The sequence below is a fragment of the Tahibacter aquaticus genome (genome assembly GCF_004363655.1).
Taxonomy (GTDB): Bacteria; Pseudomonadota; Gammaproteobacteria; order Xanthomonadales; family Rhodanobacteraceae; genus Tahibacter; species Tahibacter aquaticus.
The window spans coordinates 142,950-155,525 of record NZ_SNZH01000012.1 but is presented as its reverse complement, the minus strand read 5'-3'; the positions used below and the strand labels follow the sequence as shown (position 1 = coordinate 155,525).

The 12,576-nt window shown below is 66.8% G+C and carries 12 protein-coding genes; 6 read left to right on the top strand and 6 right to left on the bottom strand.

Features of this window, described 5'->3' with window-relative positions; all coding sequences use genetic code 11:
* Positions 1-64 precede the first annotated feature (64 nt).
* From ispG to DFR29_RS18835, 4 genes are all read left to right on the top strand, one after another.
* Positions 65-1,318, top strand: a complete 1,254-nt coding sequence (gene ispG, locus DFR29_RS18850; RefSeq protein WP_133820180.1) for a flavodoxin-dependent (E)-4-hydroxy-3-methylbut-2-enyl-diphosphate synthase — start codon at positions 65-67, stop codon at positions 1,316-1,318.
* A 193-nt stretch (positions 1,319-1,511) separates the two neighbouring features.
* Positions 1,512-1,925, top strand: coding sequence for a VOC family protein (locus DFR29_RS18845; protein WP_133820179.1), 414 nt, complete (start codon positions 1,512-1,514; stop codon positions 1,923-1,925).
* Positions 1,926-2,246: 321 nt separating this feature from the next.
* Positions 2,247-4,094, top strand: coding sequence for a DUF6351 family protein (locus DFR29_RS30140; protein WP_243746108.1), 1,848 nt, complete (start codon positions 2,247-2,249; stop codon positions 4,092-4,094).
* Positions 4,091-4,627: a gamma-glutamylcyclotransferase gene (locus DFR29_RS18835; protein WP_133820177.1), complete on the top strand. Its 537-nt coding sequence runs from the start codon at positions 4,091-4,093 to the stop codon at positions 4,625-4,627. Before DFR29_RS30140 ends, DFR29_RS18835 begins: the two co-directional genes overlap by 4 nt.
* 79 nt (positions 4,628-4,706) lie before the next feature.
* Here the strand turns inward: DFR29_RS18835 and DFR29_RS18830 are convergent, their stop codons facing one another.
* From DFR29_RS18830 to DFR29_RS29290, 5 genes are all read right to left on the bottom strand, one after another.
* The gene (locus tag DFR29_RS18830) at positions 4,707-5,480 is read right to left on the bottom strand and encodes a DNA alkylation repair protein (RefSeq protein ID WP_208113650.1); all 774 of its coding nucleotides are present in this window, start codon (positions 5,478-5,480) and stop codon (positions 4,707-4,709) included.
* Positions 5,477-5,902, bottom strand: coding sequence for a hypothetical protein (locus DFR29_RS18825; RefSeq protein WP_208113649.1), 426 nt, complete (start codon positions 5,900-5,902; stop codon positions 5,477-5,479). Before DFR29_RS18825 ends, DFR29_RS18830 begins: the two co-directional genes overlap by 4 nt.
* A gap of 60 nt (positions 5,903-5,962) precedes the next feature.
* Positions 5,963-6,475, bottom strand: coding sequence for an SRPBCC domain-containing protein (locus DFR29_RS18820; protein ID WP_133820176.1), 513 nt, complete (start codon positions 6,473-6,475; stop codon positions 5,963-5,965).
* Positions 6,476-6,486: 11 nt separating this feature from the next.
* Positions 6,487-6,849, bottom strand: a complete 363-nt coding sequence (locus DFR29_RS18815; RefSeq protein ID WP_133820175.1) for an ArsR/SmtB family transcription factor — start codon at positions 6,847-6,849, stop codon at positions 6,487-6,489.
* Positions 6,850-7,059: 210 nt separating this feature from the next.
* A complete protein-coding gene (locus DFR29_RS29290; protein WP_166654198.1) occupies positions 7,060-7,461 on the bottom strand; it encodes a DUF3574 domain-containing protein in 402 nt (133 codons plus the stop codon).
* A gap of 123 nt (positions 7,462-7,584) precedes the next feature.
* On the opposite strand from DFR29_RS29290, the gene DFR29_RS18805 reads away from it, so the two are divergent.
* Positions 7,585-8,889, top strand: a complete 1,305-nt coding sequence (locus DFR29_RS18805; protein WP_133820173.1) for an amidohydrolase family protein — start codon at positions 7,585-7,587, stop codon at positions 8,887-8,889.
* A 107-nt stretch (positions 8,890-8,996) separates the two neighbouring features.
* Here the strand turns inward: DFR29_RS18805 and DFR29_RS18800 are convergent, their stop codons facing one another.
* On the bottom strand, positions 8,997-10,025 hold the full coding sequence (locus tag DFR29_RS18800) for a sensor domain-containing diguanylate cyclase (protein ID WP_133820172.1): 1,029 nt from the start codon (positions 10,023-10,025) through the stop codon (positions 8,997-8,999).
* A gap of 359 nt (positions 10,026-10,384) precedes the next feature.
* Between DFR29_RS18800 and DFR29_RS18795 the strand changes: the two genes are divergently transcribed.
* A complete protein-coding gene (locus DFR29_RS18795; protein ID WP_166654197.1) occupies positions 10,385-12,547 on the top strand; it encodes a putative bifunctional diguanylate cyclase/phosphodiesterase in 2,163 nt (720 codons plus the stop codon).
* Positions 12,548-12,576 lie beyond the last annotated feature (29 nt).

The following is a 12,576-nucleotide window of genomic DNA, read 5'->3' as shown; positions in this document are numbered from 1 at the left end:
TCGGGCCGGCTACAATTCGCGCCGCCCAGCAACGTCGCGGCGATTCGTTCGCATAGCCCAGGTAATGACCTCCCAGACCGAAATTCGCGTGGCCAGTGCCGCGCTCCGCCGCGCCAGCATCGGCGTGGATGTTGCCGGCGTCCGCGTCGGCGGCAGCGCACCCATCGTGGTGCAGTCGATGACCAATACCGACACGGCCGACGTGGCCGGCACCACCAAGCAGGTGGCCGAGCTGTGGCGGGCCGGTTCCGAGCTGGTGCGCCTGACCGTGAACAGCGCCGAAGCCGCCGCGGCAGTGCCGCGTATCCGCGAACGCCTGGACATGATGGGCATAGGAGTGCCGCTGATCGGCGACTTCCACTACAACGGCCATACCCTGTTGACCCAGGAGCCGGCGGCGGCGACCGCGTTGGCCAAGTACCGCATCAACCCGGGCAATGTGGGTTTCGGTAAAAAGAAAGACCTGCAGTTTTCCACAATCGTCGAGCTGGCCATCCGCCACGGCAAGCCGGTGCGCATCGGCGCCAACTGGGGCTCGCTCGACCAGGAACTGCTGGCGCGCATGATGGACGAGAACCACGAACGCGCGCAGCCCTGGGATGCACCGCGGGTGATGCGCGAGGCGCTGATCCGCTCGGCACTGGATTCGGCCGCGCGCGCCGAGGAACTTGGCCTGGCGCGCGAGCACATCATTTTGTCCTGCAAGGTTTCCGGCGTGCAGGAGCTGATCGCGGTCTATCGCGACCTGGCCCAGCGCAGCGACTATGCGCTGCACCTGGGCCTGACCGAGGCCGGCATCGGTTCCAAGGGGATCGTCGCCAGCGCCGCCGCCCTGGCGGTGCTGCTGCAGGAAGGCATCGGCGACACCATCCGCATTTCGCTCACGCCGGAACCGGACGAGTCGCGCACGCGCGAAGTGATCGTCGCGCAGGAGCTGCTGCAGACCATGGGGCTGCGCGCGTTCACGCCCATGGTCACCGCCTGTCCGGGCTGTGGCCGCACCACCTCGACGTTCTTCCAGGAACTGGCCAAGACCGTGCAGGACCATGTGCGCGCGCGCATGCCCGAATGGCGCATCCAGTACGACGGCGTGGAGAACCTGACTCTGGCCGTGATGGGCTGCGTGGTGAACGGGCCGGGCGAATCCAAGCACGCGAACATCGGCATTTCCCTGCCTGGCAGCGGCGAGGCACCGTCGGCACCGGTATTCATCGACGGCGTCAAGAGCCGGACCTTGCGCGGTGATTCGATCGCCCAGGACTTCGTCGCACTCGTTGAGACGTACGTGGCGGAAAAGTACCGGACCAAGGCGGGCTGAAGCGGTAGCGGCAGCAGCGCGAAATAGTTTTTCGCGCGCGTGTCGAATCCGGCGTTGCTGCTTCGACGCTTTGGTCAGAGCCGGCTTTTGTCCCGCGCCTGCCGTCGGGCATGCTGGTTTCTGCTTGCGCCGGTGCGCTCCCGCGGCGTCGATCCGGCATTCCCGCGACCCTGACCGAACAAGGAATCTCCGCATGAAAATGAATGCCTACCTGACCTTCAACGGCAACTGCGCCGAAGCCTTCCACTATTACGCCGAGCATCTGGACGGCAAGATCAACGCCATCATGAAGTTCGGCGACGCACCCGAAGGCGGCGGCTGTGGGCCGGAAATGGCCGACAAAACGATCCATGCCTGCATGACCATCGACGGCCAGGACCTGATGGGTTCCGATGCGGTCAGCCAGTACTGCCCCTACGAACCGCTGAAGGGCATTTCGCTGTCGCTGCATCCGGCCTCGCTGGCCGACGCCGAACGCGTCTTCGCGGCGCTGTCGGCGGGCGGAAGTGTGGGCATGCCGTTGGAGAAGACCTTCTGGGCTGCGCGTTTTGGCACCTGCACCGACCAGTTCGGTGTGCCGTGGATGATCAATCTCGAAAAGGAATAAAGCGCCGCTCTGCGTCCTGCCACGTCCCCGTAGGGCGCGATAAGCACAGCGAATTGCGCCGCCCCGGTACGCGACGGAGGCTTGCCGTGATACCTCGCGGCGCAATTCGCGTTCGCTCATCGCACCCTACGGGAAGTGGGGCATCTGGCGAAACGTATTGCGCCGTCCTCCGTACGTGACGGAGGCTTGCCGTCATGCCTTGCGGCACAATTCGCGTTCGCTAATCCCGCCCTACGGAGGCGGGGCAGGGCAGGTAACCTTTGCGCCGGACGGCTGGGAGTACGACAGATGCGGTTTGGCGGTCGGAGTGCGGTTGCGGGTTTGCTTCTTGCGCTGGGCCTGGGCTTGGGCATCGGCGGTACTGCCGCCGCCGATGCGTCGCCGCGTATCCTCACCGGCGAACATGCCGGCGCAGCCTGGCGTATCGACATACCGGCGCAATGGAACGGCAAGCTGATCGTCTCTTTCCGCGGCAATTCACCCGAGCCGGTCAAATTCGACCAGCAGCCGTATACCGCTGGCGGCCGCGTGCTGATGCTGCAGCGCGGCTATGCCCTGGTGCAGTCGGGTCATGCCCGCGCCGACTGGAATATCGAAGACGCGTATCGCGATACCGAATGGGTGCGGCGCCATTTTGTCGCGACGCTGGGCAAGCCCGCGCGCACCTATGCCGTTGGCCAGTCCATGGGCGGTCTGGCGGTCGCGCATGCACTGGAACAGGCGGATTCGCCGTATGACGGCGGACTTTCGCTCAGCGGTACGCTGGGCGGCGGCGACGCCCTGTTTGAGCAGGCATTCGCCAATCTCGCGGCGTTCGACTACTACCTGCCCAACACGCTGGGACCGCTGCAACCGGTGCCGCCGCAACAGCGCCTGGACGCCGCCGTGGTGGCAACGCTGGCGACGGCACTGAAGGAAAAACCCGATGCGCTGCGCAATCTCAGCCTGCTGGTCGGCGTGGCGCCGGAGCAGGTGGCCGAGCAGATCGCGATCAATCGCGACATGTTGCGCCGCATCCAGCAACTATCCGGCGGCAATCCGGTCGGCAATGCGCATTATCTCTACCAAGGCACGCACGACGATGCCGGCCTCAACACCGGCGTGCGCCGCTATGCGGCCGAGGCCAGGGCGTTCGAATTCCTGCGTCGCAACTACACGCCTACAGGCAAGTTGGCCAAGCCGCTGCTGGCTTTGCAGACCGTGCACGATCCACTGGTCAGTGCCGCTGCCACGAACAGCTATGCCATGGCCGTGCGCCGCGCCGGTCGGGAAAATGACTTTGTGCAACAGTACACGCCGGGCGAAGGCCATCTCGCTTTCAGCGTGGAGCAGATCGTGGCGGCGCTGGACAGTCTTGTCGCCTGGGTGGAGCAGGGCCAGCGTCCGCCTTCAGGCATGCAGCCGGGCGCTGCCGCAGCGCTGGCGGCCGATCCGTTGCCGCCGCACGAGCTGTTCGAGATCGACTCGGCCGTACTGCAGGAAAAGCGCCGTATCGCTGTCTACACGCCGCCGGGCTATGCCGCGGATACGGCGCAGCGCTATCCCGTGCTGTACATGCCCGACGGTGGCCTGAAGGAAGATTTTCCGCAGGTGGCCAACACCGTCGATGCGGCCATTCGCGCCGGCCGCCTGCGCGCGTTGATCGTGGTCGGTATCGAGAATACCCAGCGCCGCCGCGACACCACCGGGCCTACCGGGGTCGCGTCCGACCGCACGATTGCGCCGGTAGTTGGCGGCTCTGCGGCGTTTCGCGGCTTTATCCGCGACGAACTGATGCGCGAGGTGAATGCGCGCTATCGCAGCAACGGCGAGACGGCGATCATCGGCGAGTCGCTGGCGGGCCTGTTCGTGATCGAGACCTGCGTGCTGGAACCGAAGCTGTTCGGCACCTGCATCGCGCTGAGCCCCAGCCTGTGGTGGAACGGCGAAGCACTGCTGGGCGAGGCCGCGGCGCGGCTGAAGACCGGTACGGACTGGCAGGCGCGCTGGTATTTCGCCTCGGCCGACGAAGAAAACATCGCGCCTGCGGCAGCGCGCCTGGCGGAACTGCTAGGAGCGCATGCGCCGGCCGGCCTGCACTGGCAGTACGAACCGCGCCCGGATCTGCGCCACGACACCATCTACCGCGCGCTCGCACCGCAGGTTCTGCCGATGCTGTTCACGCCATGAGCGAAGCGGTGCCTGTGCCGCTGTGGCTTTTCGGCTACGGCTCGCTGATCTACAAAGTGGATTTTCCCTATCTGCAGCGGCAGCCGGCCCAGATCCACGGCTGGGTGCGGCGGTTCTGGCAGGGCTCGCACGATCACCGCGGCACGCCGCAGGCGCCGGGCCGTGTCGTGACCCTGGTGGCGCAGGCCGAGGCGGTGTGCCGCGGCATGGCTTACCGCATCACGCCTGACGTATTCGCCCACCTGGATCATCGCGAGAAGAACGGCTACGTGCGCGAGGTGGTGGAATTCTGTTTCGACGACGGTAGCCGCGTCGACGGCGTGGTGTATGTGGCCAACCCCGGCAACGAAGCCTTTCTCGGCGCCGCGAGCGAAGGCGAGATTGCGCGGCATATCGCCGCCTCGGCCGGGCCCAGCGGCGCCAACAGCGAGTATCTGTTCAAACTGGCTGAAGCCCTGCGCGAGCTGGGCAGCGAGGATGCGCACGTGTTCGCGATCGAGCGCGAATTGCGTACCCTCGTCGCATCCGCGTAGTGGGTGCCGGCGCGGCGCTGGCGGCGCCCGTCGTGCAGGCTTCGTCACGGCGGCGCTATCGTGGATGTGCGACGGCGCATTAGATGGCTTTGCGCGACTTGGCCGCCAGCCGCGATTTCACCGCCGCGCTGTTCAATTCGCGCAGCGCGTCCTTGCCGATCCAGCGCGGCGTTGCTTCCGGCAATGCGGCCAGCCGCTGCGCGACCGCGACCGCCGCGGCATGCAATTTCGAATTGCGCTTGCCAATGGAGCGCAAGGCCCAGTTCACCGCCTTCTTGACGAAATTGCGTTCGTCGCCGGCGGCCTGTTCGATCAAGTCCAGGCCGTGCAGGTAGTTTTCGTCGGGTGCCTGCTTGTCGTGCACGGTCAGGCTGGCGAGCAGGGCGAAGGCACCGCGCTTGACGAATTCCTCGCGTTTTCCGGCCCATTGCTGCACTTTTTTCCAGGCATGCGGCGTGCGGTCGAACAGCACGAAGCAGGGGGTATCGCAATGCGCCCAGTTGTCGACGCTGGCCATCCAGCGATCCATCTGCGCCGGCGTCACGGCAGCCGGATCGTCGATATAGCAGGCCAGCATGCGCGCGTCGTACAAGTCGGTCTGCCATAGCGCCTCGGCCAGGGCGTGGTCGCGGCCCAGCGTCTTGGCGACGGCTTGCACGTCGCGCATGGACACGCCGAACGCCTTGTCGTTGGGAATGGCGTAGCGCCGCATGCCGTCGCGTGCGGCCGGATCGGCGTGGCTTTTCAGCGCGGCGACGGCCTCGGCGCAGCGTGTCGCGAGCGCGGGCACGGCGGCCGTCGCTGCCGGCCGTTTGCGCCGGAGTGCTGCTTCGCTGGAGGCGGCGCGCTTCACGGCTGCACCTGTGTCGCCAGCGCGCTGCGCAGGCGTGCGCCCAGCCAGGTGCTGGGCACCGCGATCAGCACCAGCAGCAGCGGATACCACATCGGCCCGTATTCGCTTTCCTTACCCCAGGTGGCGACTAGGCCGAGCAGGCTGAGCAAAAGACCGATGCTGCCCAGCACCAGGCCGTGCAGCAGCGGCCGCCGCGGCGCCAGCCAGGCGGCGACATAGCCGCCGACAGCGCCGTAGACGATGCGGTAAGCGAGGGCGAGCGCAAACAGGGCTGCAGTCATGCGGCTGCCCTCGCGGGGAAACAGGCCGCTGGCCTGCAGCGCCGCGTCGGTGGCAACCGACAGCAGCACGGTGGCGAGCAGGCCGGCGAACACGGCGCCTGTGCTGCGCAGGATACGAAGTGGAAGAGGAGATTCATGCATGAGTGAACTCCGGTATCAATGAAAAAAGCCGGCGCGCACGGACGCGCCGGCGGGGCGGGTTCAGCCCAGCTGGGCCAGGGCGGCCTCGCCCTCGGCGCTGGCCATCCAGGCCGCCAGGTTGTCGTAACCCATTTCGACGCCCTGGGCCATGGGGAATTTCAGCACGGCGTCGCGAATCTGCTCGGAATCGTATTGCACGGTCAGGGTCAGCGTCGTCCGTCCGCCGGTTTCGCTCAGCTCGATGCGGGACGTGGCCGAACCCTCGTACCAGGGCTGGTCGAATTTCTCGCTGCTGACCATGAATTCGGGCGCGACGAATTCCTCGATCGTGCCGCCCATGCCCATTACCTCGCCGTTGCTGCCATGCCAGACATAGCGGTATTTGCCGCCCTGGCGCGCGTCGATCTCGCACACGGCCAGGTTCCAGCCCGGCGGGCCGGAGAACCAGCGCTTGAGCAGTTCGGCCTGGCTCAGTGCAGCGAAGACAAGCCGGCGCGGCGCATCGAACACGCGCGTCATGCGCACTTCGCGCGGGCCGGGGGTGGTCAGGGTCAGTGTTCCGGAACCTTGCATGGCGTACTCCTTCAGGATGGGCGGGATTTGCGGCGGACAGGTTTCTTCTCGGCGGCCTTCAGTTCTTCCAGCAAGGCGTCGAGGTTGGCAAAGCGGGTTTCCCAGAGCTGGCGGTACTCCTCCAGCCAGGCGTTCGCGTCGGCCAGCGGGGCGGCCTCGATGCGGCAGGGGCGGCGCTGGGCATCGCGGCCACGGCTGATCAGGCCGGCCAGTTCGAGCACCTTGAGGTGCTTGGAAATGGCCGGCTGGCTCATCGCAAACGGTTCGGTCAGTTCGCCGACCGAGGCTTCGCCCAGGGCCAGGCGGGCGAGGATGGCGCGCCGGGTCGGATCGGCGAGCGCGGCGAAAGTGGCATCGAGACGGGCGCTGTTCATTGCATAACCTGATCGTTACATAACTTATTGGTTATGGAAATTAACGGCCGGTCGTGGCGCTGTCAAGCGCGGCGTCGTTTCAGCATGCCGATGCGCTGTTGCCTGGGAATCCGGCGCTGCCGTCAAGGCCGGTAGTGCCTGGCGGCGTGGTTTTTAAGTGGTAAAAGATTCCGGACGGATTTCGCCGCGAACCCCCTGCATCGGTCGCTTTCAGAAACTGGCGCAGGCACGCTGTTTCAGGCGCATCACAGCTTCCTGTTCGAACTGCTGCTTGTAGGCGTCCATGATGGCCTGTACTGCCGCTTCGCTGGGCTTGTCGTCCGCATGCGCCAGGGTCAGCACCTTGGAGTTCTCCTGCACGATGCCGCCGTCGTTGCCGCGCCACTGGCCGGCAGCGTCGACCACGCTGAGCCCGGCCGGGAAGCGCGGCGTGACTTCGCTACGCAGAAAGCCTTGCCATTGCTCGGCGCTGATCTGCCCGCCGCTGGGGGTGGAGAGGCCGAAGAACAGTACGTCCTGCACCAGTGTCTGGTTGCAGGACGCGACGCGTACGCCGCTGCAGGCGGCAAGCGACAGGCCAAGGCAGGCGATCAGGGCGAGGCGGTGCGGCATGGCGATGCTCACATGTGGAATTGGCGGCCAGGTTAGCAATTTCCGCAACATGCTGCAGCGCGTGCTGCGCGTTGCCGCGCCACATGCTAGAACCGGCCCGGACAGGCGAGGCGAGAGGAATCGATGAAAGGTCTGATGGCGTGTTTCGTGCTGCTGCTGGCGGCGTTGCCGGCGCCGGCACTTGCCGAGGAATGGCTGGAACTCACCGGTTTCCAGCTGATCGACGGCAGCGGCGCGGTGGCGCGGCCGGTGCAGTCGATGCTGGTGCGCGATGGCCGCATCGTCGCCATCGACGGCCAGGGCAGCCGGCCCGCCGCCGGTGCGCGCTGGACGCGCATCGACCTTGCCGGAACCTGGGTCATGCCCGGACTCATCGACACGCATGTGCACGTGAGCAACTTCGCCGACCCGCGCAAGGGCGAGCGCATCCTGCGCGCGGCCTTGCGCGGCGGCGTGACCGCCGTGCGCGACCTGGCCGGAGACACGCGTTCGCTCGGCGAACTGGAACGTGCGATTGCGGTACGCGAATGGCTGGGGCCGGACCTGGTCTACAGTGCGCTGTTCGGCGGGCCGGATGTGTTCCGCAACGACCCGACCAGCACCATGTCGCCGGGCCGCGTACCCGGCCAGGCGCCCTGGGGCCGGCAGATCGACGCCGGTACCGACCTGCGCCTGGCGGTGGCGCAGGCGCGCGGTACCGGCGCGAAGAATCTCAAGGTATATGCCGATCTCGATGCCAGGCAGGTGCGCGCGATCCTGCGCGAAGCGCGCGCCCAGGGCATGCAGACGACGGCGCACGCAACCGTGTTTCCGGCGCGGCCCGGCGATCTGGTCAAGGCCGGCGTCGGCTCGCTGGCGCATGCGCCGTATCTGATCTGGGAAGCAGTGGACACGGTGCCCGACGATTACTCCCAGCGCACCAAAGCGCCCTGGGACAAGGTGCCAGCCGATCATCCGCGCTTGCTGGCGCTGTATCGCGACATGGCCGAACGCGGCGTTTTCCTTGATGCAACCTTGTATATTTATAAATCGATGAAGGATTTTGCGCCGGGCCGGCTGGAAACCGCCTGGACCGACGCAGCCCTGGCCTGGGGGGCACAGGCGACGCGCCTGGCGCGTGCCGCCGGCGTGCGCGTGACCACCGGCACCGATTGGTTCGAATCCCGCGACGAGGGCGGCCTGCCGAATACGCATGCGGAACTCGCCCTGCTGGTGGAGCTGGCCGGCTTCACGCCGCAGCAGGCCATTGTCGCCGCCACCCGCGACGGTGCGGCAGCGCTTGGCCTGGACGACCAGGGCAGCGTGGAGGTCGGCAAGCTGGCGAACCTGATCGTGCTCGACGCCGATCCGCTGGCTGACATCCACAACACCACGCGCCTGCGCATGACGATCAAGCGTGGCGAGCCCGTGGCCGCGACCGGTTTTTAGCCGCGCCGGCGGACAGCGACTTCGTGCTGAGCCGCGTGGATCTCTGAGCGTGCCACCGCAGCGCTCCGGCCCGGCGTTTTACCGCAGCCTCGGCGATTCGGCGCGGTCTATTCGCCGCGCCCGCTGCGCGCGCCGGCCGGCTTCTTCGCGCGCTTGGTCAGGTACATGGACTGGTCGGCGCGATCGAGCAAGGTATCCAGCTCGGCGCCGTCGTTGGGGAATACGGCGACGCCGATGCTCGCATCCAGGGCAATTTCCTGGCGCTCGAATTCGAACGGTTTGACGATCTGCTGGGCCAGGCGCTGGGCATGGGCTAGGGCACCGTCGCGATCAGACACGCGCGACAGGATCACGCCGAATTCGTCGCCGCCGAGGCGCGCGACCGTATCGGACTCGCGCGAAGCCTGTTTGATGCGCTGGGCCAGCTCGCGGATGGCGGCGTCGCCGGCACGGTGGCCGTAGACGTCGTTGATCGGCTTGAGTCCGTCCATGTCGAGATTGAGCAGGCCGAAATGCTTTTCCTCGCGCTGCGCCTGGGCCAGGCACTGGCGCAGCCGTTCCAGGAACAGGGAGCGATTGGCCAGCCCGGTCAGGCCGTCGTGGGTGGCCAGATAGAACAGCTCGCTGGTGCCGTATTTGGCCGCATGGAACATTGCGGCCGCGATCAGATCGGACATCAGGCCGAGCAGGTGCAGGTCATCGTCGTCGAAGGCCTGGGGCCGTTCCGACAATACCTTGAGCACGCCGACGACAGCATCGTGGTGGCGCAAGGGCACGACGATCATCGAGCGCAGGCCGATGCGCCGGCAGGCTTCGCGGTCGACGCGCGTATCGGTTTCCGCGTCCGGGCATTGCAGCGGCTGGCCTTCGCGTATGCACAGGCCGGACAGACTGTTGCCTTGCGCCAGGCGCATGCCCAGGTGGGATTCCGCCACGCCGGTCGCAGCGCGGTAGACCATGTCGCTGTCTTCGGCCAGTTCGACGACGGCGCCTACGGCCTGGGTCAATGCCTGGGCGCGCTCGGCCACCAGCGCCATCACACCGCCCAGGTCCAGACCGAGCTTGGCGATGTCGGTCTGGGTACGGATGACCTCGAGCAGGCGCTCGGAGCTGCGGCCAGCCAGCGATGCACTCACGCAATTTCTCCGCAGGGGGCGATAGTCGGGGCCGCGCCGCCGCAGGGGGCGCAATACCGGAGCGAATCCTGCGGAATCTACCGCGCCATACGCACACCATTTGCCGAAATCGGCACTTGTTTACATTAGTTTTGCGTCCCTTGCGTTATTGCTGCCGGCGTGGGGGTTTTTCCGATTTCTATTTGCGGGTTTTCCCGGTAGTTCTGCGGCGCAATGCGAGGGCAGGGCTCTATTGCAAGCCGGCTGGCAGTGCACAAGCGGCCAGTCCGTGCAATGGCTACGAGTACACATCGCTGTTAATTCGGCGTACCTTCGTTGGCGTATGGTTTGACGGGCTGGGAGCGACGACAGGATCGACGATGGGCCAGGAAATTACCGGACGGCCGTTGGAAATCCTGCTCGTCGAGGACAACCCCGGCGATGTCCGCCTGACGGCAGAAATGCTCAAGCAGGCCAAGCTGCTGAACCGGCTTACCGTCGCCTGCGACGGCGAGCAGGCCTTGGCCATGCTGCAGCAGACAGGCGCGTATGCGCACCAGCCGCTGCCGGACCTGATCCTGCTCGATCTGAACTTGCCGGGCCTGGACGGTCGCGAGCTGCTGGAGCGCATCAAGGAAGAACCTGGCCTGGCGCGCATTCCGGTAGTGGTGCTGACCCAGTCCGGCGCCGAGGCTGACGTGCGCCGCGCCTACGATGCCTATGCCTGCTGCTATGTGCGCAAGCCGCTGGATATCGACCAGTTCCTCGGCGTGATGCAGAGCATCGGCCATTTCTGGCTCAGCGTCGTCACCTTGCCGGCAGGCAGCGGCAACCGCGCCGATACGGTGCCGGTGCTGCTGGTGGAAGACGAGCCCGGCGACGCGCGCCTGGTCGGCGAACTGCTGCGCGAAGTGGAGCCGCGCTACAGCCTGCATACCGCCGGTAGCCTGGCCGAGGCCTTGCGTCAGCTGGCACTGCAGCGGTTTGCCGCCGTGCTGCTGGATCTTGGCCTGCCTGATTCGCAGGGCCTGCCGACCTTGCGCGCGATGCTGCAGGTGGCCGGTGCCGTGCCGCTGGTGGTGCTCAGCGGCCGCGACGACGAGACCGTCGCCATCCGCGCCATCCAGCTCGGTGCGCAGGACTATGTGGTCAAGGGCCGCGGCGACGGACAGCATCTTGCCCGGGCGCTGCGCTATGCGATCGAGCGCAAGCTGGTGCAGGAGCATCTGGAGTTCGTTGCCAGCCACGACAGCGTCACCGGCTTGCCGAACCGGCGCCGCTTCATCGAAACCGTGCGCCAGCTGCTGCCCTCGCTGCTGCGCCAGGGCAGCCAGGTGGCGGTACTGGTGCTGACCCTGACCGGGCTGGGCGCGGTCAATCAGAGTCTCGGCCACGACATCGGCGACCTGGCCTTGAAGGCCGCCGTCGGCCGCATGCAGCGCGTGATGCCCGAAGGCACCGTGCTGGCCTGCAGCGGCAGCAGCGAGTTCGCCATGGCCGTGGCCGACCGCGATGCCATGGGCGCGGCGGCGCAGCTGGCCGAGCGCCTGCTGGCCGCGCTGCGCCAGCCCTATCGCGTGGGCGAGCAGGAGTTCTACCTGGGCAGCCAGATCGGCCTGAGCCTGGCACCGGGCGACACCGACGAAGCCGCCACCCTGCTCAAGTACGCCGAGACGGCGATGTACCAGGCCGGCCAGCGTGGCGGCGGCACCATCGATTTCTATTCGCCCGCGCTGAACCACGAAGTGCAGGAGCGGCTGGAGCTGGAGCGCGAGCTGCGCCATGCACTGGTGCGTGGTGAACTGCTGCTGGAATTCCAGCCCATAGTCGACGTGCGTGGCCAGGTGGTCAGTGCCGAAGCGCTGACGCGCTGGGAGCATCCGCGGCGTGGCCGGCTGGGGCCGGACCAGTTCCTGCCGCTGGCCGAGCAGTCCGACCTGATTCTGCTGGTCGGCCGCTGGGTGCTGCAGCAGGCCATGCAGATGGCGATGGAGTGGGTTGCGCTGTCGCCGCAGCCGCCCTGCGTGGCGATCAATGTGTCGGCACGCCAGCTGGCCTCGGGTACCTTGCTCGACGACGTGCGCGAAGCGCTGGCAGCCAGCGGCCTGCCGCCGCACCGGCTGGAGCTGGAACTGACAGAGTCGATGATGCAGCGCGCCGATTCGCGCGAAGCCTTGAACGCCTTGCGCGCCATGGGCATCAGCGTGGCTATCGACGACTTCGGCACCGGTTTCAGTTCCTTGAGCTATCTCAAGGTGTTTCCGGTCGACGTGATCAAGATCGACCGCAGTTTCGTCACCGAGGCGATCAGCGACCCCCGCGACGCGGTGATCGTGCGCGCCATCATTGCGATGGCGCATATCCTGGGCATCGACGTAGTCGCCGAGGGCGTGGAGAGCGAACGCCACCAGATCGTGCTGCGCGCGCTGGGCTGCAACCGGCTGCAGGGGTTCTTCATAGGACGGCCCGAATCGCCGGCGCAGTTCTGCGAGCGCCTGCGGCTGCAGACGCTGAATCCGCCTCCAGGCCCCGGGCATGGCTGAAGGCGGCGCTGCGCGCACTACGCCCCGCG

Excerpts from the sequence above, each read along its gene's own strand:
- DFR29_RS18795 (WP_166654197.1), top strand. The coding sequence starts at position 10,385 with ATGGGCCAGGAAATTACCGGACGGCCGTTGGAAATCCTGCTCGTCGAG.
- DFR29_RS18805 (WP_133820173.1), top strand. The coding sequence starts at position 7,585 with ATGAAAGGTCTGATGGCGTGTTTCGTGCTGCTGCTGGCGGCGTTGCCG.
- ispG (WP_133820180.1), top strand. The coding sequence starts at position 65 with ATGACCTCCCAGACCGAAATTCGCGTGGCCAGTGCCGCGCTCCGCCGC.
- DFR29_RS18845 (WP_133820179.1), top strand. The coding sequence starts at position 1,512 with ATGAAAATGAATGCCTACCTGACCTTCAACGGCAACTGCGCCGAAGCC.
- DFR29_RS18835 (WP_133820177.1), top strand. The coding sequence starts at position 4,091 with ATGAGCGAAGCGGTGCCTGTGCCGCTGTGGCTTTTCGGCTACGGCTCG.
- DFR29_RS29290 (WP_166654198.1), bottom strand. The coding sequence starts at position 7,461 with ATGCCGCACCGCCTCGCCCTGATCGCCTGCCTTGGCCTGTCGCTTGCC.
- DFR29_RS18825 (WP_208113649.1), bottom strand. The coding sequence starts at position 5,902 with ATGCATGAATCTCCTCTTCCACTTCGTATCCTGCGCAGCACAGGCGCC.
- DFR29_RS18820 (WP_133820176.1), bottom strand. The coding sequence starts at position 6,475 with ATGCAAGGTTCCGGAACACTGACCCTGACCACCCCCGGCCCGCGCGAA.
- DFR29_RS18815 (WP_133820175.1), bottom strand. The coding sequence starts at position 6,849 with ATGAACAGCGCCCGTCTCGATGCCACTTTCGCCGCGCTCGCCGATCCG.